This is a genomic window from Acinetobacter sp. YH12128 (genome assembly GCF_013418655.1).
Classification (GTDB): Bacteria; Pseudomonadota; Gammaproteobacteria; order Pseudomonadales; family Moraxellaceae; genus Acinetobacter; species Acinetobacter amyesii.
The window spans coordinates 35,437-57,444 of record NZ_VPBO01000010.1; the positions used below are offsets into that span (position 1 = coordinate 35,437).

General features: G+C 42.0%; 21 protein-coding genes. 10 read left to right on the forward strand and 11 right to left on the reverse strand.

Features of this window, described 5'->3' with window-relative positions:
* The first annotated feature begins 44 nt into the window (after nucleotides 1–44).
* Nucleotides 45–287: a hypothetical protein gene (locus tag FTU64_RS07080; protein ID WP_180059477.1), complete on the forward strand. Its 243-nt coding sequence runs from the start codon at nucleotides 45–47 to the stop codon at nucleotides 285–287.
* A 69-nt stretch (nucleotides 288–356) separates the two neighbouring features.
* Here the strand turns inward: FTU64_RS07080 and hemJ are convergent, their stop codons facing one another.
* Both hemJ and FTU64_RS07090 read right to left on the reverse strand, forming a co-directional pair.
* A complete protein-coding gene (gene hemJ / locus FTU64_RS07085) occupies nucleotides 357–809 on the reverse strand; it encodes a protoporphyrinogen oxidase HemJ (RefSeq protein ID WP_180059478.1) in 453 nt (150 codons plus the stop codon).
* Nucleotides 810–877: 68 nt separating this feature from the next.
* The gene (locus FTU64_RS07090; protein ID WP_111885033.1) at nucleotides 878–2,107 is read right to left on the reverse strand and encodes a beta-ketoacyl synthase N-terminal-like domain-containing protein; all 1,230 of its coding nucleotides are present in this window, start codon (nucleotides 2,105–2,107) and stop codon (nucleotides 878–880) included.
* 273 nt (nucleotides 2,108–2,380) lie between these two features.
* Between FTU64_RS07090 and FTU64_RS07095 the strand changes: the two genes are divergently transcribed.
* The 7 genes from FTU64_RS07095 to rimI all read left to right on the forward strand — a co-directional run bounded on the left by FTU64_RS07095 (nucleotide 2,381) and on the right by rimI (nucleotide 10,245).
* Nucleotides 2,381–3,841 (forward strand): EcsC family protein, encoded by a 1,461-nt coding sequence (locus FTU64_RS07095; RefSeq protein WP_180059479.1) that lies wholly within the window; start codon nucleotides 2,381–2,383, stop codon nucleotides 3,839–3,841.
* A 155-nt stretch (nucleotides 3,842–3,996) separates the two neighbouring features.
* Complete coding sequence (gene rpsL / locus FTU64_RS07100) at nucleotides 3,997–4,371, forward strand: 30S ribosomal protein S12 (protein WP_000246374.1); 375 nt, start codon at nucleotides 3,997–3,999, stop codon at nucleotides 4,369–4,371.
* A 178-nt stretch (nucleotides 4,372–4,549) separates the two neighbouring features.
* Complete coding sequence (rpsG, locus tag FTU64_RS07105) at nucleotides 4,550–5,020, forward strand: 30S ribosomal protein S7 (RefSeq protein WP_005011815.1); 471 nt, start codon at nucleotides 4,550–4,552, stop codon at nucleotides 5,018–5,020.
* Between the two features lie 131 nt (nucleotides 5,021–5,151).
* Nucleotides 5,152–7,287, forward strand: coding sequence for an elongation factor G (gene fusA / locus FTU64_RS07110; RefSeq protein ID WP_180004228.1), 2,136 nt, complete (start codon nucleotides 5,152–5,154; stop codon nucleotides 7,285–7,287).
* Nucleotides 7,288–7,380: 93 nt separating this feature from the next.
* Nucleotides 7,381–8,571, forward strand: a complete 1,191-nt coding sequence (gene tuf / locus FTU64_RS07115) for an elongation factor Tu (protein WP_180002848.1) — start codon at nucleotides 7,381–7,383, stop codon at nucleotides 8,569–8,571.
* 216 nt (nucleotides 8,572–8,787) lie between these two features.
* Nucleotides 8,788–9,669: a metal-dependent hydrolase gene (locus FTU64_RS07120; protein WP_078193116.1), complete on the forward strand. Its 882-nt coding sequence runs from the start codon at nucleotides 8,788–8,790 to the stop codon at nucleotides 9,667–9,669.
* A 117-nt stretch (nucleotides 9,670–9,786) separates the two neighbouring features.
* Nucleotides 9,787–10,245, forward strand: a complete 459-nt coding sequence (gene rimI / locus FTU64_RS07125; RefSeq protein WP_180059480.1) for a ribosomal protein S18-alanine N-acetyltransferase — start codon at nucleotides 9,787–9,789, stop codon at nucleotides 10,243–10,245.
* Nucleotides 10,246–10,329: 84 nt separating this feature from the next.
* On the opposite strand, the gene FTU64_RS07130 is transcribed toward rimI, so the two are convergent.
* The 3 genes from FTU64_RS07130 to trxB all read right to left on the reverse strand — a co-directional run bounded on the left by FTU64_RS07130 (nucleotide 10,330) and on the right by trxB (nucleotide 12,962).
* A complete protein-coding gene (locus FTU64_RS07130; RefSeq protein ID WP_180059481.1) occupies nucleotides 10,330–11,145 on the reverse strand; it encodes an arginyltransferase in 816 nt (271 codons plus the stop codon).
* A gap of 21 nt (nucleotides 11,146–11,166) precedes the next feature.
* Nucleotides 11,167–11,898 carry a leucyl/phenylalanyl-tRNA--protein transferase gene (gene aat, locus FTU64_RS07135; RefSeq protein ID WP_180041054.1) on the reverse strand — a complete coding sequence of 244 codons (732 nt, stop codon included), beginning with the start codon at nucleotides 11,896–11,898 and terminating at the stop codon, nucleotides 11,167–11,169.
* A 110-nt stretch (nucleotides 11,899–12,008) separates the two neighbouring features.
* Nucleotides 12,009–12,962, reverse strand: coding sequence for a thioredoxin-disulfide reductase (gene trxB, locus FTU64_RS07140; RefSeq protein WP_180024006.1), 954 nt, complete (start codon nucleotides 12,960–12,962; stop codon nucleotides 12,009–12,011).
* Between the two features lie 253 nt (nucleotides 12,963–13,215).
* Here trxB and FTU64_RS07145 point away from each other — a divergent pair, with 253 nt between their 5' ends.
* Nucleotides 13,216–16,329, forward strand: a complete 3,114-nt coding sequence (locus FTU64_RS07145) for a DNA translocase FtsK (RefSeq protein WP_180059482.1) — start codon at nucleotides 13,216–13,218, stop codon at nucleotides 16,327–16,329.
* Between the two features lie 43 nt (nucleotides 16,330–16,372).
* Here FTU64_RS07145 and FTU64_RS07150 read toward each other — a convergent pair whose 3' ends face one another.
* Nucleotides 16,373–17,269, reverse strand: coding sequence for a LysR family transcriptional regulator (locus tag FTU64_RS07150; RefSeq protein WP_180059495.1), 897 nt, complete (start codon nucleotides 17,267–17,269; stop codon nucleotides 16,373–16,375).
* A 104-nt stretch (nucleotides 17,270–17,373) separates the two neighbouring features.
* Between FTU64_RS07150 and FTU64_RS07155 the strand changes: the two genes are divergently transcribed.
* On the forward strand, nucleotides 17,374–18,276 hold the full coding sequence (locus FTU64_RS07155; RefSeq protein ID WP_180026554.1) for an AEC family transporter: 903 nt from the start codon (nucleotides 17,374–17,376) through the stop codon (nucleotides 18,274–18,276).
* Between the two features lie 81 nt (nucleotides 18,277–18,357).
* Here FTU64_RS07155 and FTU64_RS07160 read toward each other — a convergent pair whose 3' ends face one another.
* From FTU64_RS07160 to FTU64_RS07180, 5 genes are all read right to left on the reverse strand, one after another.
* Nucleotides 18,358–18,645 (reverse strand): PA4642 family protein, encoded by a 288-nt coding sequence (locus FTU64_RS07160; RefSeq protein WP_067766167.1) that lies wholly within the window; start codon nucleotides 18,643–18,645, stop codon nucleotides 18,358–18,360.
* Nucleotides 18,646–18,933: 288 nt separating this feature from the next.
* The gene (gene minE, locus FTU64_RS07165) at nucleotides 18,934–19,206 is read right to left on the reverse strand and encodes a cell division topological specificity factor MinE (RefSeq protein WP_078190039.1); all 273 of its coding nucleotides are present in this window, start codon (nucleotides 19,204–19,206) and stop codon (nucleotides 18,934–18,936) included.
* A 2-nt stretch (nucleotides 19,207–19,208) separates the two neighbouring features.
* Nucleotides 19,209–20,021 carry a septum site-determining protein MinD gene (gene minD / locus FTU64_RS07170; protein ID WP_067670152.1) on the reverse strand — a complete coding sequence of 271 codons (813 nt, stop codon included), beginning with the start codon at nucleotides 20,019–20,021 and terminating at the stop codon, nucleotides 19,209–19,211.
* 65 nt (nucleotides 20,022–20,086) lie between these two features.
* Nucleotides 20,087–20,806 carry a septum site-determining protein MinC gene (gene minC / locus FTU64_RS07175; protein WP_078193110.1) on the reverse strand — a complete coding sequence of 240 codons (720 nt, stop codon included), beginning with the start codon at nucleotides 20,804–20,806 and terminating at the stop codon, nucleotides 20,087–20,089.
* Nucleotides 20,807–20,931: 125 nt separating this feature from the next.
* Nucleotides 20,932–21,996: a preprotein translocase subunit SecA gene (locus tag FTU64_RS07180; RefSeq protein ID WP_373683471.1), complete on the reverse strand. Its 1,065-nt coding sequence runs from the start codon at nucleotides 21,994–21,996 to the stop codon at nucleotides 20,932–20,934.
* Between the last annotated feature and the right edge of the window lie 12 nt (nucleotides 21,997–22,008).

Consider the following 22,008-nt stretch of genomic DNA (forward strand, 5'->3'; position numbering starts at 1 on the left):
GACAGTATTCATCTTGGCATATCAAAAATTATTTGGGCAATACTTTGTCCAATATAGAGGGGGTGCCTTGGGAGCGCTCTGTGCTTGCAGGGCGCATTTTGAATGATCGTATTATGATTTTTAATTTGTTGAATCAGGGTGCGATTGATTTAACGCAGTTGAGTCAAAATAGCCACGGTCGACGTTTCTTTAAGAAAGAGGGGATGTTGTGTGCTGAAGTGCCGTATCCGCGTGAGCAATTTAGAGCACACAATTGGAATATTTTAGATAGCTGTGTGCAGTTGTAGTTTTTGTATATAAACATTTTGGTATAGAAATAAAAAAGCCCCAATGAGTAGGGGCTTTTTTACAGTCGTTTAGAAGCTTGGCTTCACTACAACTAAAATGACAACCGCAAATAAAATCAAAGTTGGCATTTCATTAAAAAAACGCCAGAACTTATGCGATTTATAATGTGCATTTTCGATAAGCTTTTTACGGTAATAACCACATACAAAATGATAAATCACCAATAGTCCAACTAATCCAACTTTTAGGTAGAACCAAAGCGCTTCATGGTAGTGTCGAGTTGCATCACCCCAATCGACGAGGAAGTGCGCCGTGATCAGTGTAGCAATCATAGCGGGCCACATAATGCCGCGGTATAGCTTACGTTCCATGATTTGAAAGCGCTGATGACTGGTAGCATCTTCACTCATAGCATGGTAGACAAAAAGGCGAGGGAGATAAAATAGCGCTGCGAACCAGCAAACAACTGCGATGATATGCAATGCTTTTACCCAGAGGAAAGCATCTGATGGAGCATCCATATATTAACCCTTAAAAGGGCGGTGGGTATGTGCTTTGGCACCGAAGCGCCAAAGCAGCAAACTTTATATTATGCTTCCCATTTTTTGAAAACGAGGCAAGCGTTTACACCGCCAAAACCAAAACTGTTACTCATCACAGTATTCAATTTTGCATCACGTTTTTCAAGTACGATATCAAAAGGTTTTGCACCTTCGTCAAGTTCAGTCACGTTGATATTTGGTGCAATAAAGTCATTTTGCATCATCAAAATAGAATAAATCGCTTCTTGTACACCTGCAGCACCCAGGCTGTGACCAGTCATCGACTTGGTTGAGCTGAGTGGAGGAACTTGTCCTTCACCGAAAGCACGCTCCATCGCTTTAAGTTCAGTGACATCGCCTGCCGGAGTAGATGTACCGTGTGTATTAACATAGTCGATGGTATCTACACCATGTTGTTTAGCTTCTTCTAAAGCCATAAGGATACAACGCGTCGCACCTTCGCCCGATGGTGCAACCATGTCAGCGCCGTCAGAATTTGCTGCATAGCCGACAACTTCAGCCAAAATGTTTGCACCACGTGCTTGAGCATGTTCAAGTGACTCTAGTACAACGAAGCCACCGCCGCCAGCGATCACGAAACCGTCACGGTCAGCAGAGTAAGGGCGTGAAGCAGTCTCTGGAGTGTCGTTATATTTTGAACAAAGTGCGCCCATTGCATCAAATAAAAGACTTTGTGACCAATGGTCTTCTTCACCACCACCGGCAAGCATTAAGTCTTGTTTGCCTAATTGAATCAAATTGTATGCATAACCAATGGCATCTGCAGATGTTGCACATGCGCTAGTAATGGTGTGTGCAATACCTTGCATTTTAAATGCAACACCCACGTTTGCAGTAATGGTGTTGGTCATATTACGTGGTACAAAGAATGGACCAACTTTACGTGCACCTTTGGTGTCTAGAAGTTCTTTCATTTCAACAACAGATGCAGTTGAACCACCACCTGACCCACCCGCAATACCGTAACGTGGATTACCACCGATTTGTTCTGCTGTTAAGCCTGCATTTTCTACCGCAGCCAAAGCTGAGTTGTATGCATACATTGCGCATACGCCCATAAAGCGTTTTAAACGGCGGTCAATACCGTCAAAGTTTTGTTCTGCAGCCGCACTGACATGACTTTTAAAATTAAGTTCAGCATAACTTGGGTTGAAACGTGTTCCAGAAATCCCGTTTTGCAAAGAATGAGTGACATCTTCTAATGTATTACCAATGCATGAGTTGATGCCCATACCAGTGATTACAACACGTTTCATCTACAGATCCTTTATAGGTAGTGTGTGAGCAAGCTATAGAAAGTATACGAAGGAAACTTTCTAAATAGGCGAACTCATATAATTTGATTGGAATAATGATAGCAGAAAGCTTTTTGAATTCTTATGGCAAATCCTATGCCTATTGTTGACTGAGCTAATTTGCAACTTTGCAGCAAAAAACTTAACTTAAAGATACATATTCAAGTTGTGATAAAGTTTGACTACACCTAGTATTTATCAATAATTTCAAGAATAGTTTTAATGAGGTAGGGAATGGTGAAAACGAATAATAAACCAACGGCAGGTCTACTCTCAAACGCCTTTGGAGTGGCTAAAAAGTTCAGTTCTACTGGGGTGTCCATCATTAATCATGTCGCACCCGAATCCGTAACTAAGGTCATTCAACCTCAAAAAAATGGTCAAACCTTGGAGGGGCAGTCAAGGCAAGCGGGCGTATTTGATGTAAAAAAATATGATAATCCTCAGCAAATCTTACGTGAACACGTTCCAAATGTTTCTAGACAATTATTCGGTCGACATTTTAATACTGTAAATAATGTGGCTAATTTTGTTGCTCCTCAATTTAGTGACAAAATTTCTGATTATTTATTTGATCGACTTAATCATTTTAGTTCGGATATTTCATCTGTAGATGCTGTACTGGATGAAGCTGGGGTACGTGATTTAGAAGAGTTGACACAAGATGTCGATCGTTCGCGTCGTATTAGTCAGGCTCTGGGTGAGCAAAATAAATGGATTGCTTCGATTCAAGGGGCTTTAACAGGTGCGACAGGTGTCATTGGTTCAAGTATTGATATCCCTGCTTCACTGATTATGACTCTGCGAGTGATTTATCAAGTTGGACGTTCTTATGGTTTCGACTTAAGCAAAGAAAGTGACCAAGATATTGTTCAGTTAATTTTTAAACAGGTCGACTTGAGTTTAATTGCAGAAAAACAAACTTTGCTTATGGCAATAAAAGCTCTGAGTAGTACGCTACAAAATAGTGATTTACATCAATTGCAGCAATTGGTGGGTTCAGATACTGATGCAGCAGCATTGAAAAAATATGTACTAGATGAAAATGGTCAGTTTAAGTGGGCATGGCTCAATCAAATGCCAAAAGTTTCATTGTTAAATCAGCTATCACGATTATCTCCTGTGGCGAGTGTTGGTGTAAGTGTAGTGTATAGTCGCCGTTTAGTGGATGAAGTGAATCAGAAGGCACAGCAAGTCTTTTCTAATGCGCGCCAATATATTTTGCAGCATCAGGATATTAGCTTGTCACCTTTACATGCCTATGAGCGTTCTCTTGAGTTGCTTGCTCAAGCAACACCTAAATTACTAGAAGGTATTAAGGCGAAAGATATTGATTTGGCTGAGCCGGTACTAGATCAGACCATAGATGTTGCAGGTCATGAGAGTATCCGCGCAGTAAAAGTCATCAAAAAAGCACAAGTTAAAAACTCTGATGCAGCCGAAGTGGAAGTAGAGCAGGAACAAAAAGTCTCAGAAGGTTTGGAGGCACTTGCGGAGAAAGTTGTTGAGCCTCATGCACCCGGGGCTGCGCAAAAACCTACTTTAGCTGAAAAAGATGAGTTTGATGTGTTGGAATCTGTACAGCAGGAGGATGTCCCAGTGGAAAAAGCTGCACCCAAAACTAAGCCGCGTAAAGCCAAAACAGCAGCCGTAGATAAAGTTACAAAAAAATCAGCAGATTCTTCTGAAAAATAAACTATTTATTTGTGGGTGAAAAATTGCGCAAATCACGATGAATAAATGTTTTCGATGATCGTATATTGTTGACCAATTTTAAGTCTTCGCTTACAATTGCATGCCCTCAAAAAGTAGTATTTTTTGGGGCTTTTTATTAACGGGAGAATTGCCAAATGGCAACAACAAATCAGTTGATCCGTAAGGGTCGTACAACTTTAGTTGAAAAATCTAAAGTTCCTGCGTTGAAGGCTTGTCCACAACGTCGTGGTGTTTGTACACGTGTTTACACAACTACACCTAAAAAACCTAACTCAGCAATGCGTAAAGTTTGCCGTGTTCGCTTAACTTCAGGTTTCGAAGTTTCTAGCTACATCGGTGGTGAAGGCCATAACCTACAAGAGCACAGTGTTGTTCTTATCCGTGGTGGTCGTGTTAAAGATTTACCGGGTGTACGTTACCATACCGTTCGTGGTTCTTTAGACTGTGCTGGTGTTAAAGATCGTAACCAGTCTCGTTCTAAATACGGTGCTAAACGTCCTAAGAAATAATCTGAAAAGATTAACTTCTTAGTTCGTTAGAACTGCAATCCTTTATCGTCTCGCTTGTCTGATTTCTGCATTTTTTGTGAAAATTCCAAGCGACGTATAGTAAGGCCAGCGAAAGCACATGACACTTTGTGCACCTGCTGGAGTAACCTGAAGTGTCATATTTATTAGGTGTATTAAAATGCCAAGACGTCGCGTAGTTGCTGCCCGTGAAATCCTTCCGGATCCTAAGTTCAGCAGCCAAACAATCGCTAAATTCATGAACCACGTAATGCAAGATGGTAAAAAATCTATTGCTGAAAGTATCGTTTACGGTGCTTTAGACCGCGTTCAAGAAAAATCTAAAGTAGACCCAGTTGAATTTTTCGAGACTACTCTTGAAAAAGTTCGTCCTATGGTCGAAGTAAAAGCACGCCGTGTTGGTGGTGCTACATACCAAGTGCCTATGGAAGTACGCCCATCCCGTCGTACTGCCTTGGCTATGCGTTGGTTAGTAGATGCTGCTGCTAAGCGTTCTGAAAAAACTATGGCTTTACGTCTTGCTGGTGAGTTGCTTGATGCAGCTGAAGGTAAAGGCGCAGCGATCAAAAAACGTGAAGATGTGCATCGTATGGCTGAAGCCAACAAAGCCTTCTCTCATTACCGTTTCTAAGCGGATAAAACAGCCCCTATTCAGGAGGGTGACAAATCAGTTGTCACTGTTTTGTCATCGAATCGCTTTAAGTTGCTATGCAGCTTAAAGCGTCCTGTTTTAAACAACAAAATTTAGGAATGCTAGAAATCATGGCTCGTCAAACCCCAATTTCTCGTTATCGTAACATTGGTATCTCTGCGCACATTGATGCTGGTAAAACTACCACTTCAGAACGTATTTTGTTCTACACAGGTGAGAGTCACAAACTTGGTGAAACTCACGAAGGTTCTGCAACTACAGACTGGATGGAACAAGAGCAAGAACGTGGTATTACTATTACCTCAGCGGCAGTAACATGCTTCTGGAAAGGGATGGGTAACCAATTCGAACAGCACCGTATTAACGTAATTGATACCCCAGGACACGTAGACTTCACTATTGAAGTTGAACGTTCTATGCGTGTTCTTGACGGTGCATGCATGGTTTACTGTGCTGTAGGTGGTGTACAACCTCAGTCTGAAACTGTATGGCGTCAAGCAAATAAATATAAAGTTCCACGTATTGCATTCGTGAACAAAATGGACCGTACTGGTGCGAACTTCTTCCGTGCTGTTGAACAAGTTAAAACACGTCTTGGTGGTAATCCAGTGCCAATCGTTGTTCCAATCGGTGCAGAAGAAAACTTCCAGGGTGTTGTTGACCTAATCGAAATGAAAGCGATTATCTGGGACGAAGCGTCTCAAGGTATGAAGTTTGAATATGGCGAAATCCCTGCTGAATTAGTTGAACTAGCTAACGAATGGCGTACTAACATGGTTGAAGCTGCTGCGGAAGCATCAGAAGAACTCATGGACAAGTACCTTGAAGAAGGTGAGTTAACTAAAGAAGAAATCGTTTCAGGTTTACGTGCACGTACATTGTTGAATGAAATTCAACCAATGCTATGTGGTTCAGCGTTCAAAAACAAAGGTGTTCAACGTATGTTGGATGCTGTAATTGAATTCTTACCTGCGCCGACTGATGTCGAGGCGATTAAAGGTATCCTTGACGACAAAGACGAAACTGAAGGTTCTCGTGAAGCGTCTGACGATGCTCCGTTCTCTGCGCTTGCGTTCAAAATCATGAACGACAAATTTGTAGGTAACTTAACATTCGTACGTGTTTACTCTGGTGTGCTTAAAGCAGGTAGCCCTTGCTATAACCCAGTTAAAATGAAGCGCGAACGTGTTGGCCGTATCGTACAGATGCACGCAAATGACCGTCACGATATTGAAGAAATTCGTGCGGGTGATATCGCAGCATGTGTAGGTCTTAAAGATACTACGACTGGTGATACATTATGTGATGAAAACAATGTAATTACACTAGAGCGTATGGAATTCCCAGAGCCAGTAATTGCGCTTGCGGTTGAGCCTAAAACTAAAGCTGACCAAGAAAAAATGTCTGTTGCTTTAGGTCGTTTGGCGAAAGAAGACCCTTCATTCCGCGTACGTACTGACGAAGAATCTGGTCAAACAATTATTGCTGGTATGGGTGAGCTTCACCTTGACATTATTGTTGACCGTATGAAGCGTGAATTTAACGTTGAAGCGAACATTGGTAAACCAATGGTAGCTTACCGTGAAACGATCAAAAAATCAGTTGAACAAGAAGGTAAGTTCGTACGTCAAACTGGTGGTAAAGGTAAGTTTGGTCACGTATACGTACGTTTAGAACCACTTGCTGAAGATGCTGGCAAAGATTACGAGTTCGCTGAAGAAGTTGTAGGTGGTGTAGTACCTAAAGAATTCTTCGGTGCGGTTGACAAAGGTATCCAAGAACGTATGAAGAATGGTGTCCTAGCTGGTTATCCAGTTGTTGGCATCAAAGCGACATTGTTCGATGGTTCTTACCATGACGTCGACTCTGACGAATTATCGTTCAAAATGGCTGGTTCTTACGCATTCCGTGACGGTTTCATGAAAGCAGATCCTATCTTGCTTGAACCTATCATGAAAGTTGAAGTAGAAACTCCAGAAGACTACATGGGCGATATCATGGGTGACTTAAACCGTCGTCGTGGTCTTGTTCAAGGTATGGACGATTTACCTGGTGGTACTAAAGCTATCCGTGCAGAAGTTCCACTTTCTGAGATGTTTGGTTACGCAACTCATATGCGTTCTATGTCTCAAGGTCGTGCAACTTATTCTATGGAATTCGCTAAATACGCTGAAACACCACGTAACGTGGCTGAAGGCATCATCGCTAAGTTCCAATCTGGCGGTAAAAAAGGTGACGACGAGTAATCTTTCGATTACTATAAGCCCAAACTAATTCATAGTTAAAAACCAAATGCTCATGCAGTATCCCTGCATGAGTAGTTTAAAAAGGAAGATCTCATGGCTAAGGCTAAGTTCGAACGTAATAAGCCACACGTTAACGTGGGTACAATTGGTCACGTCGACCACGGTAAAACTACTTTAACAGCTGCAATTGCAACTGTATGTGCAAAAAAATTCGGTGGTGAAGCGAAAGATTACGCTGCAATCGACTCTGCACCAGAAGAAAAAGCACGTGGTATTACAATTAATACTTCACACGTAGAATACGATTCTCCAATCCGTCACTACGCTCACGTAGACTGCCCAGGTCACGCCGATTATGTTAAAAACATGATTACTGGTGCTGCGCAAATGGATGGTGCGATCCTTGTATGTGCTGCGACTGATGGTCCAATGCCACAAACTCGTGAACACATCCTTCTTTCTCGTCAGGTAGGTGTACCTTACATCGTTGTATTCCTAAACAAATGCGACCTTGTTGACGACGAAGAGCTTCTTGAATTAGTAGAAATGGAAGTTCGTGAACTTCTTTCTACTTATGACTTCCCAGGCGACGACACTCCAGTAATCCGTGGTTCTGCTCTTGCAGCGCTTAATGGTGAAGCTGGTCAATACGGCGAAGATGCTGTAGTTGCTCTTGTTGAAGCTCTTGACTCTTACATTCCAGAACCAGAACGTGCTATCGACCAAGCATTCCTTATGCCAATCGAAGACGTATTCTCAATTTCAGGTCGTGGTACAGTAGTAACTGGCCGTGTTGAAACTGGTATCGTGAAAGTAGGCGAAGAAGTTGAAATCGTTGGTATTAAAGATACAGTTAAAACAACTGTAACTGGCGTAGAAATGTTCCGTAAACTTCTTGACGAAGGTCGTGCGGGCGAGAACTGTGGTGTTCTTCTACGTGGTACTAAACGTGAAGACGTTCAACGTGGTCAAGTACTTGCTAAACCAGGTACAATCAAACCGCATACTAAATTCGACGCAGAAGTATACGTACTTTCTAAAGACGAAGGTGGCCGTCATACTCCATTCCTTAACGGTTACCGTCCACAGTTCTACTTCCGTACAACTGACGTAACTGGTGCGATCGCGCTTAAAGAAGGCGTTGAAATGGTTATGCCTGGTGACAACGTAGAAATGTCAGTAGAATTAATCCACCCAATCGCAATGGACGCTGGCTTACGCTTTGCGATCCGTGAAGGTGGCCGTACAGTTGGTGCTGGTGTAGTTTCTAAAGTAACTGCATAATCACTAAATGTGTGTAAAAAAGCGCCTCTTTGAGGCGCTTTTTTTTATGTTTATTCAATGTGATAGGGAAATTGTCTGACAATATTTTTTAAAGCTGTCCTTTAGTGATAATTCACTGTCCTTAACTGAAATAATTACGCGTCAATAAAACCGTAATATGAACTCAAGAAAACCAATAAAAGTTTGAGTATTTCATAACTCAAAAAGGAGTTAGGCATGAACGCTAAAGTAAAGATTACTAATCGAGCAGGTGCAAGTTTCCCTGTACGCCGCATGAATTTTGATTTTGATGCGGTACCAGAGTACTGGATGAACGGCTCAGCTGGTTTGACACATTTTATGACCGCATTATCTGCTTTATTTCCCGCGGGTGAAATGTTCTTTATTGATAGTGTGCGTGCAGTACGTAAACATCCCGCGATCGCAAATAATGAAGCCCTACAAAAAGAAATTAGTGCTTTCATTGGTCAGGAAGCCATGCATACGCAAGAGCATGAAGGTTTCAATGCCTCTGCACAAAAATACGGTCATGATGTCGAAACGCTTGATAAGGCAACGGGTCGAGTTATCCAAGGTGTGCGAAAAGTTTTTGCACGTATTGGTAAACCTGTTGGTATCACTCAAGAAATGGTAGATCTTACCGCAACTACGGCACTTGAGCATTTCACTGCAACCATCGCTTCACAGTTATTGGTTAACCCACATATTCAAGCTTTAATGACAGATGAAACCATGAAAAATATGTGGTTGTGGCATGCGATTGAAGAAAATGAACATAAAGCCGTGGCTTATGATGTTTTTGAAGGTGTCTTTGGTCAGGGAATTAAGGCCTACGCACTCCGAACAGGCTCATTGATTGGCGCAATGGTGACTTTATTCTTCGTACAAAGCTACTTTGTTGCTCGTTTATTAAAAGAAGATAACAAGCTTAATTTTGAAGCATTAAAAGATATTTATACCTATGGTTATAGCCCTTCAAAAGGCATCATCACTGGTATGGGTAAAGAAATGCTGATGTATTTTAAACCTGGTTTTCACCCGAATGATTTAGATACTTCAGGTTTGTTAAAAACGTGGAAAGCATATTTGGGTCTCTAATCACAGCGCTGTGGTGACTTTTTGAGAAGGGCGATGTAAATCGCTCTTTTTTTTATTCAACTTTAGAGGCAAACTTTTTATAATGCGCATACCCTAGCTATAGAAAGATAAACGAAGATGATTCGTTTGATGCAAGACGCTGATGTACAGCAGGTTTACGATATCGAGCGCCGCGTACAAAGCCATCCTTGGACCATAAAACAATTTCAAGAATCGATTGCTGCCTATCAAAGTACGGTGATTGAGCGACAAGGAAAAGTTGTAGGTTTTTGCATTTTACAACCCGTTTTAGATGAAGCAAATTTATTGCTAATGGCGATCGATCCGAGCCAGCAAGGCAAAGGCTTAGGTTTTCAATTGCTCGATGAATCTATTGCTTTACTCAAAAATAACCCCATTCAAATCTTCTTAGAAGTACGAGAAGGTAATCAACCTGCGATCCGTTTATATGAAAAAGCGGATTTTCATCAAATCGATTTGCGAAAGAATTATTATCCAAATGCCGATGGAACACGAGAACATGCCATTATTATGGTGAAGGCTTGTAGTGATGATTTTGCAGCTTTATTTAAATAAAAGTGGTGAAGCGTAGTCAGATTTAAAGAAAGCATTCGTGAATAAACGGATGCTTTTTTATTGAATATCTTTTGTTGATCCCTTTTATTTAATAATAGGATTATTCCAACCAGAAGGCAGGGTGGTCATCAGGGAATCCCCCAGTTGACTGATTTCTTCTTGGGTCAGTGGTCGGTTGAGTCGGTGCCACTGTCCATCAAGCAGAAGTTCCAGTGGAATGTACTGAGATTTATAATTCATTTTTTGCGAATCTGGCACCCAATAGCCCAAGTAGACATATTGCAGTCCAAGCTTTTGTGCATGCTCGATTTGTTTCAAAATGGCAAAAGTACCTAATGAGCGACGGCTTTCATCAGGATCAAAAAAGGTATATACCGCTGAAATACCATCATCGAGTGGATCACAGGTAGATACACTGATCAGTTGCTCATCCAACCACAGCTCTAAAAAGAAACTGTCAGTGCAGCTATTGATTAAAAATTTTTCAAATTGATCTTGGCTGGGTGGGTACATATCACCATCAGCATGCCGTTCATTGATATAGCGTTCGTACAGGGCATAATGCTTTGCATCGGCATCTTGAGGGCGGCTAATTTTCACCGTTAAATCTTGATTCCGTTTCCACGCTTTTTTTTGCACGCTGTTCATTTGAAATTCAAGAACAGGCACACGTGAGGACAGACATTGGCGACAAAGATGACATTCAGGGCGATAGACAAAATCACCACTACGACGAAAACCCATGCGGGAAAGTTCAGATAACGTGACCACATCAATACGATGGACAGGGTCAAGAAAGACCATCCGGGCAGATTTATTTTCTAAGTAGCTACAATCATGCGGAGGCGTGATGTAGTACTGTAATTCGTTCAACAGGGACTTCGGTTGATAGGAATTCATCGTAATATCCCTCTTTTATTGTCATGCGCTGAGACTTGCCCATTGCGCTATTGTTTTACTTGAAAATACACTGTCCTGATACTTTTTCCAATCGATAGAGGGTTGTTTAACAACATCTTGTAACGAATTAAGGTATTGTTGGCGAGAAAGTGTACTCGCACCTAAGCTTAAGAGGTGATCGTTGACCAATTGGCAATCAATCCATGGCAACTGATTCTCTTGCCCGATGAGCATTAAGGTGTAAAACGCCATTTTAGAGACATCTGTTCGTGTACTAAACATAGACTCGCCAAAGCAGCCATGACCAATATTGACCCCATAGAGGCCACCTACAACAGTCTCGTTTTCCCAAACTTCAATGCTATAAGCATAGCCTGCGTCAAACAGCGCAGAATATCCCTGAATAATATCTTCTGAAATCCATGTTTCATTGGCATAACTACGCGGCAAAGAACATGAGCGAATCACAGTTTCAAACGCATGATTAATGGTGATCTTATAGTCCATTTTTTTCATGCTGCGTAATAACGATTTACTCGGATGATAGTCATGCGGTCGAATAATGCAGCGGGGTTCAGGACACCACCAACAAATTGGATCACCTTCACTGAACCATGGGAAAAGACCGTGACTATAGGCTTCAAACAGTGTGGAAGGGGAGAGGTCAGCACCGATGCAAATTAAGCCTTCACCTTCGGGATCGCATTCAACAGGATCGGGGAAAGTAAATTCAGAAGGAGGGAGTATCGGCATGCCAAGCTTCTTATTGAGGTATACGGATTTTTATCATACATAAAAAAGCCGACCATCAGGTCGACTAATTTTTAAAACTATTTAGCTAAGCAAATGACTTAAGCAAAAGATTATTCGCCGAGTGCATCAAGGTATTTTTCAGCATCGAGTGCAGCCATACAGCCTGAACCTGCAGAAGTAATCGCTTGACGGTAGATACTATCGGCAATATCACCCGCAGCAAATACGCCTGGAATAGACGTTTGTGTTGCGTTGCCTGCGGTGCCACTTTGAACTTGGATGTAGCCATCACGTAAGTTCAATTGACCTTCAAAAATACCGCTGTTTGGTTTGTGACCAATCGCCACGAACATACCAGTGACATCAACGTTTTGAGTTGAATCATCTTGCGTAGATTTAATACGTACAGAAGTCACACCGGTGTTATCGCCAATAACTTCATCCACTTGGTGATTCCAGATAATACTGATTTTACCTTCTTTTTCTTTTGCAAAAAGATGATCTTGAAGGATTTTCTCTGAACGTAAAGTGTCACGACGGTGTACAAGAGTGACATGAGAAGCAATGTTTGAAAGATACAGCGCTTCTTCCACAGCAGTATTACCACCGCCGACAACCATGACTTTTTGATTTTTATAAAAGAAGCCATCACATGTTGCACATGCGCTTACGCCTTGACCCATGAAAGCAGCTTCTGATTCAAGACCTAAATATTGTGCAGTTGCACCTGTACAAATAATCAATGCATCACAAGTAAACTCTTCCATATCGCCTTTAAGCACGAACGGACGAACATTGAGGTCCACTTCGTTGATATGGTCATACACAATTTCTGTACCAAAACGTTCAGCATGAGCTTGCATTTGTTCCATTAGGGCAGGGCCTGTTAAACCTTCTGCACCACCTGGCCAGTTGTCTACTTCTGTCGTTGTAGTCAATTGACCGCCTAATTGAATACCTGCGATGAGTGTCGGTTTCAGGTTCGCACGGGCAGCGTATACCGCAGCGCTATAACCTGCAGGACCAGAACCTAAAATAATTAGACGTGAGTGACGAGCGCTCATCCGTAGAATCCTTTTTTTATATGATAATTTGTGGAATTATACGTCAAAGTTTGAAACGATTGTGTGAGATTAAAGTCGATATTATTGATCATCGAAATCGTTTTGAGCTATATAGAATAAAGTTAACAACTATACTTAAATTATCTTGCATCTTTTTTATTGAACAGGTGCATAATAACAGGTTTAGATTCAGCCCATTTTTGTTGTGGGTAATGACAAAAACATTCATGAAGAATTGGTTACAGGAACGTATATGACAGCGGTGTCGGGTGCATATGCACAGCGCTTAATAATGACTTTATTCCTTGTTTCATTTGGGATATATCTGTTCCTTGCAACAGTCACATATACGCCATTTGATCCGGGATGGATGCATTTATCCAGTGATACTCAGCAAGTTTCAAATGCCAGCGGCGTCGCAGGTGCATGGATCGCTGATTTACTCTATGGATTTTTAGGTTGGGCAAGTCTGCTGATACCTGTCTATTTATTTCTCGAAGCAATTCAAGTGTGGTGGCCACGTAGTTTTTTAAACCGTCCATTTCGTTATGCCGCTCAGTTCTTTATTTTACTGGCAACTTCAAGTTTACTTTTCCTATTTTGGAATGTCCCTGAAGATACTTTAGAAAATGCATCGGGCGGGATTATTGGTTATGAACTGGGTCAAAGTCTTGAACAAATATTAACGGTCTATGGTGCAGCAGTATTTCTCATTGCATTTTGGATCATGTTGTTCACTTTGGCCTTTGGTATCAAGTGGAATAAGACATGGGCAACCATGAAGTCCACACCGGCTTATCTCCAAGATTTGTTCTATCGCAATGTGCCTGAAGGCGACACCGCATTTGACCGTACAGTACCAACGACTAAAAAAGATAGTGCTGCTGCGCATGCATCAAAAGTGGTTGCACCAGTAACACCGGCCGACGAACATCATGCGGTCGATGTCGATCCTGTGGTACGTGATCGCGTCGCTGAACGTTTATTTGATGATATTGCCGATAAAGAATGGGCAGACAAAGAATGGAACGCACAGCATTCATCTGCGGTAGATTTGGCAGAGACTGCTACGCTATCTGATGAAGATTTTGAACATACCTTGGCGAAAGTGCATCAGCTTGAACAAGATCGACAACGTGTTGTTGCAACAGGTGAAGTTTGGCGCGCATTACATTCCAATGATGACCAACGTCATAAACAAGATATTGATGCTTTACTGAAAGCGGCAGAAGAAGAGCAGCCTGCCAATCAAACTGAATATTTCAACAAAACAGCAGATGTGCATTCGAATTCTCCGACAGAAGCGGTGCAACCTGCTAAAAAATCAGTGGATTGGGATGATGATGAAATCTTCGATGAGCTGTTAGCGGCTGTCCCGAATAGTAAAACAGCGACGGATGTGCATAGCCCATTTAATACAGCGCAAAATGAAAGTCCAACAACGCATTCAAATGAATTTGCTACAGGTGCTGCTGCCACAGTTGCAGGTTTAGGTGTAGCTGCTGCACAGATTACACCGCTGACCACACCGAAAAATATCAGTGCTGAAACCGAATTTAATGATCTTGATGATTTGCTGGTTGAAGAAGCAGAGCGAGCGATAGAACAGGCGCAGCCGGTTCGTACAACCAGTAGTTACGCGCAATCTACGCCTTTGGTTCGTGCTGAAATCAATACGCAGCCGCAGACTTTTGTATCTGATGATGAAAAAGCCTTAATCAGCTCGAATAAAGATGCTTTCCGTGAAGTGTGGCAAGAAACGGCGGGCAAACCTGAAGACATCGATTTAGATCTCGAAGATGATTTTGACTTTGATGCTCCTTTAACCGATGCCTCTGGTCGTCCAATGTCACGTGCGATGCAAGTGGCACAAAAACGCTTGGATTTACCGACTTTGCCGGGCTTGGAAATCTTAGATCCGGTTGATCCGAACAAGAAAGTCAATTTCACTGCAGAGCAATTGTCTCGCTTGTCTGAACTTTTAGAAATTAAACTGCAAGAGTTTAATGTCAAAGCCAAAGTTGTAGAGGCACAGCCGGGACCAGTCGTAACACGTTTTGAACTTGACTTGGCACCTGGTGTGAAAGCGTCTAAAGTCACCAATATTTCACGTGACTTGGCGCGTTCGATGTCTATGGCTTCTGTACGTGTGGTGGAAGTTATTCCGGGTAAACCGTATATCGGGATTGAAGTCCCAAATAGTTCACGTGAAATGGTTCGTCTTATTGAGCTGTTAGAAACGCCGGCATACCGTGATCCAAATGCCTTACTTAGTATGGCGATGGGTAAAGATATTTCGGGTAATCCTGTCTTGGCCGATTTGGCGAAAGCGCCGCATATGTTGGTGGCAGGTACTACAGGTTCTGGTAAGTCAGTCGCAGTCAATGCCATGTTGCTATCGATGTTGTTGAAATACACACCTGAGCAACTGCGACTCATCATGATTGACCCGAAACAGTTGGAACTTGCCAACTATAACGATATTCCACATTTATTAACGCCTGTTGTAACCGACATGAAAGATGCGGTGAGTGCATTGAACTGGTGTGTCAATGAAATGGAGCGTCGTTATAAGCTGATGTCTTTGATGAAAGTGCGTAAGCTGACTGACTTTAACCGCAAAATTGAAGAAGCAATGGCTAATGGTGAAGATCTCATTGATCCAACTTGGAAGCCAGATGACTCAGCAACGCAAAGTCGTGCGCCACGTTTACAGCCTATGCCGTTGATCGTAATTGTTGCCGACGAATTTGCCGACATGATCATGCAAGTGGGTAAAAAAGCTGAAGAAATGATTACCCGTCTTGCACAAAAATCACGTGCAGCAGGGATTCATTTGCTGTTGGCGACTCAGCGTCCAACCGTAGATGTAGTGACAGGTTTGATCAAAGCCAATATTCCAACGCGTGCTGCGCTACGTGTGAACAGTAAACTGGATTCACGTACTATCTTAGACGCTGGTGGTGCGGAAGACTTACTGGGCCATGGTGATATGTTATTCCTCGGACCGGGGAAAATTGAACCTGAACGGGTACATGGCGCGTTTATTTCAGACGATGAAGTGAACCGTATTTGTGATGCATGGCGTGAGCGCGGTGAACCGAATTATGTCGATGAAATCCTCACGCCTTATGATGAAGAGCCGACATCTCGCGGTTTTGAAGATGGTGATGGTGGATCAGACCGTGATGCGCTGTATGATCAATGTGTTAGTTTCGTTTTGGAAACACGTAAAGCATCGACCTCATCTTTACAGCGTAAATTCAGTCTCGGCTATAACCGTGCAGCACGGATTATTGATCAGATGGAAGAAAATGGCATCGTCAGTGGGATGGGGCCAAATGGCAAACGAGATATCTTGGTCTAAGTCCTAAAACAAAAAACCTGCTTCGGCAGGTTTTTTTTTATTTTTAGATTGAGAACTCATCTTGGTAGAACATGGACTGGGCCAATTCGATAAAAGCTTTGCAGGCAGGGCTCATGAGTTTTTGATTTTTTACGGCGAGTCCAATTTGCCGTTGGGTATTTGGAAAGAGTGGACGTTTAACCACATGTGGATGCAACGCCAACAGCTCAGTAGGCATCGCCATATCTGCAACAATAGCAATCCCTTCCTGTAAATTCACCATATTTAAAATGGTTAACAGTTGCGACATTTGATAGGTGATTTTAGGTTGTATGTAGTGTTGTTTAAGCAGTTTTTCGACATGGGACTGGCTGCCCGCACGGGTCATAATAAAGGGGTAATTTTGCAGGTCTTGGATATTTAAATGACTGTGTTTGGAAACTGAATAACTATCTGGAATCAAGGCAATGAAAATGTCTTGAATTAACGGGAAGGTGAACAGCTGCGGCTTAGGGAGTACGGCAAAACCCACATCAATCTGACGTTCAGAAATCCAACGAGACACTTCTGCATCGGTACCTTCTTCGACATAGATCTCAATGTGCGGATAGCGCTCTCTATATGCCTTTAATAGCTCTGGAAGCAGATGAATCGAACTAGAAGAACCAAAAGAGCCAATTCTCAACGTTCCTTGTTGAATACCATGTGCGGCATGCACTTCTTGTTGCATGATTTGTGCCGTATTGATGATTTCTTTGGCATGCAGTAATAACTGCTGACCAATATGAGTCAGGCTAATTTCGCCTTGTTCACGGCTAAATAAGCTGACATTCCAATGTTGCTCTAAACACTTTAGGGTATGAGAGACAGCTGACTGAGTAATTCCCAGCTGTCGAGCAGCGAGAGTAAAGCTTTGTTGTTCTGCGACTTTAATAAAAATTTCAAGCTGAGAAAATGTCATTGCCATGAGTAATTACTCATTTTGTTATGAGTCTAGATGAGGATTATATTGTGCTACATAAATGGTTAAAGATGAAATAGCTACTTTATTTCAAGGCGTACAGCATGAATATCGTCGTCGCATTGTTTCCCCTCGTTGCATTAATCGCGATGGGCTATGTGCTTAAATACACACAGTTTGTTCAGGATGAATTTTGGGCAAATTCAGAAAAACTTAATTACTACGTTTTATTTCCTGTGCTGCTATTTTTGAATGTATCAGCCGTGCAATTGGATATGAACACTGTTTCACGAATGTTGACAGTACTGGTTGCGGGCACCTGTTTGATCAGCATCGTGTTGTGGGGGATCAAGCAGTTTATGCATATCCCCGTGCAGCGTTTTGGCGTGTATATCCAAAGTCATATTCGTTTTAATACCTATATTGGCTTGTCATTAATGGGGGCGCTGTTTGGCTCAGAAGGCATGCAAATGTTTGCGATGTTGATTGCTGTGGCTGTTCCTTTGGTGAATATCATTTCTGTCCTGTCTTTTTCCAATATCAGCGTTAAACAGCTTGGACAAACCTGTATTTCTATCGCGAAAAATCCGCTCATTCTAGGTTGTGTAGTCGGTGTTCTATTTAATTTATCAGGTCTCACCTTATTTAATGGTTTACCCGAGCTGCTAAAAATATTGGCGGCAATGAGTTTACCTTTGGGTTTATTGTCTGTGGGAGCGGCATTACAGTTTCAGCAAATGCGCGCCGATCTACGTCGTTTAAGTTTAAATACGATAGGGCGTCTCATGTTAATGCCATGTATTGCTTATCTATTGAGTACATGGATGGGTTTGACTGATTTTGAGCGGATGATTTTAGTGGTCTTTTTTGCTTTGCCAACTGCATCATCGTCTTATATTTTGACACGCTATTATCGGGGCGATTCACAACTGATGGCGGCGATTATTAGTGTACAAACCATTGGTTTTGGCTTGATGTTTCCATTGCTCATGTTGATCGTGCATTGATCATGATGATATTCAATAACGCCGATTTTAAATCTGATAAAAAAAGCCCGCATCATGCGGGCTTTTTTTTGTTACTCGAAATTAAGCAAATTTTGCCAATACTTCGAGGAAACCTGCGCTTTGACGTGGGTATTGAGCAATCACGTCATGAATACGCTGACCTTCAGGATTAGTTGCGTTCACATCACGGCCATCGGCAACGAATTGAGTCAAAAGACGCTCATAGTCATTTGGACGCATATGTTTGAAAGCATGGTAAAGCACGTGAAAGTCGCCATTCACTCCTTCAGGAGGAAGCTGAGTAAGGTAGGCAAATACACGCTCATCTGACCATTCTTCGTTGAACGTTGCTGGCTGAGATAATGCCATCGCAATCTCCTTGCTGGTTTAAAAATACAAAAAGGCAAAAATGAGTACGCAAGTAAAATGGTTTTATTCGCCATCTCTAAGTTAAGCGACTCATTTTATGGTTGGATCAAAAGTTATTTTTTTTATCCCGTTTACTCGAAGCAAAGCTTTTGATCTAACAAAGGAATAAAACTAATCGAGCCCACTCGAAGCAAAGCTTCTCATCTTGCGGCTGGGTAAAGCAGCGCTTTACTGATCCAGCCTCACATTTTGCCTTGATTCAATTTACTTGGCTAATCAGAATTCAGATTAACGTTCTTCAGGCAAATTGATATTCATTTCAAGCATTTCAATATTCGCTTCAGAACGAACAGACATTTGAATATGTTGCTCATCTACACCACGAACATAGCGGTTTACTACTTGCATGATTTCTTTTTTCATCATGTCAATCTTGTCTTGGCTAAGGCGTTTACCTAGACCATTTTCAGATGCCACGATGACTTTTAAACGGTCTTTTGCCGTTTGTGCGCTTGACGGTTTCTCGTCGCTGCTAAAAAGTTTGCTCCAGAATCCTGCCATGATTACGCTCCAAATAGACGTGCTAACCAACCCTTAGGTTTTACCGTAATATGACGGTAAGGGCGCTCTTCACCAAGGAAACGTGCAACAAGGTCATCATACGCTTGGCCAGCCGCTTCTTCTGTAAACAGAATCACTGGTTTACCTTCGTTTGATGCTTGTAGAACGCTTTTACATTCAGGAATAACACCTAAAGTCGGTACGCGTAAAATATCTTTTGAAATGTCATCAATCGTCAACATCTCTTGTTTATCCGCACGTTCTGGATTGAAACGTGTAATACAGAGATGCTTACGGATACGACCTTCGTTTTGTTCTACTTTTTTGGTTTTGCTGTCGAGCATACCAATAATACGGTCAGAGTCACGTACCGAAGAAATTTCTGGGTTCGTCACAATGATCGCTTCATCAGCATGATACATTGCTAAAATTGCACCACGTTCGATACCCGCAGGTGAGTCACAAATAATGTAATCGAACTCTTGAGAAAGTTCGTCCATCACACGTGCTACACCTTCATCTGTTAACGCGTCTTTATCACGTGTTTGAGATGCTGGCAAAATGTAGAGATTTTCAATATCTTTATCGCGAATAAGCGCTTGTTGTAATCGAGCTTCGTTATTCAATACGTTTACAAAGTCATATACAACGCGGCGTTCACAGCCCATGATCAAGTCAAGGTTACGTAAACCCACATCAAAGTCGATCACAACAGTTTTGTGGCCGCGAAGGGCTAAACCTGTTGCAAAAGATGCGCTTGTAGTTGTTTTACCTACGCCACCTTTACCTGATGTTACGACAACAATTTTCGCCACCGAATCCACTCCTGTTATGGTTTAAATCCCCTTTTTTAATTAGGGGTTTGGTGATTATTTATACATTAAAATTGCAAAGCTTCAAATACTAGCTCTTGCTGGTCATTCAAATAAATATGTACTGGCTGTTTGACCACATGAGGTGGAATGTCATCAGCGACACAGTAAGTCCCTGCAATTGAAACCAATTCAGCTTCTAATGAATGGCAGAAAATACGTGCAGCCGTGTTCCCACCAGCTCCGGCAATGACTCTACCACGAGCACTACCATAAATATGTATATTTCCTGAAGCAATTACTTCTGAACCGCTATTAATACCAGCATTAATAATGATATCGCCATGGTCTTGGACTAAACATTGACCTGTACGCAAGATTTCATTGTGATACGACGTAGCATGACGAATGGTCGGTACTTCGACTGCAGCAATTTTATCTTCGGTTTTTTCTTCTGCAGGCGCGGGTTCTTCAACCACTTGTTCGCGTGTCGGTTTAACTTGTTGTAGTTTGCGATCCGCAGGAACTACGGGAAATTGGATAGCACGTGCTTGGTCCGATAGCGGACCTTCAGTGACACCAATCGGTTGAATTTCAATACTAATAAGTAGTTGAATCAGTGCAATTAGTTCTTGATCAACCGTACTTTCAATCACGGCTAATGTTCCGGGTGGAAAAGCCTTTTGGAACATTGGAGTAAGTTGCTGGCGGATCGCATCATGATCATTGGTATCGAGGTGAATGCGAATCGCATTGACCATTTTGCCTTTTATCCGTATATCAGCCATATTGAATCCTTGAGACTTCTAACTATTACTTTTGTGCCGAAGTAGTTATGTTGTAAATAGAGCAAATCCTAGAACAATTTGCATGAATACTCTAGCGGAGTTCGCAATTATTTTTGACTAAGTGTTTATTCTGTAGCTTGGTCCTGTTCCTGCATAATCTGCTGCCACTGTTTTACTTTCACTTGCTTACGAATAGCCTCTAGACTTTCAAAAACCGCAGAGCGAACCAACTCATCCAGCTGGACATTATTTTCGATTTCAATACGGCTAACACGCTGTGAAATGTCTAAATATAGATTGGGTTTTTGAGCCGTCGATGTATTGGGATAAGCCAATGGGGAAATTAAACCTTGGGTAATATTTTCACCCAAACGTTGCCCGATACTTTGAATCTGCTGTTCAATGCGGCTGCCAACGATTGGCACTAAGCGCAATAGCTGCGTGAGTTCTGGAGTGTCTTCGATGGCCTGACTGACGATTTGTCCGACATTTTTGGCGATCAATTCACGTTCAGTACGTAGCTCTTTGCTTAAATTTTCTTGCAAAATCTCAGCTAAAACTTGGGTGAACATCTCACGGTGATGCTGCACAAGATTACTAATTAGGTCTTTATGGGTTGTACTGGTATTGAGCTCATGCTTAACACCATCTAACACGGTAAGTACCACACGATCTGACAGTTCTTCCATCACGACTCGATAGTAGAACAATGCCTTTTTCTGCCATGCAGAAGGCACGATTTGATAGCCCATTTCATACAGTCGATAAGCAATAATGCCCGCACGAAATAAACGCAGGAAACGTAAATGCGGCACAATAGCTAAAATTTCGTACCAATGTATAAACGGGAAGAAGAACCAGCGCTGATGGTGCTTGTTGATGATGGCAATCGCCCAGCGCACCAACAATTCTACAATCAAAAAGATAATGAACCACGCTTCGGTAGTAATCACCCATGGATGTAAATGTTCACGGTAAAAACTCAGCACATCGGGCAGGTGGATACTGTTAAAGAACCAACTGCCAAGATTGCTCATGAGGAAAAAGTTCATGCACAGGCAGAACAAGTTAAAAACAATAATAAACACCATGAATATGTCATAAATCAAAAACAGTTTGAATGACCAACTGTTTGGATTGACATGATGATATTTAGATTTCTTGTTTTGCGGCATGCTGTTCTGCGACATAAAACTTCTTCT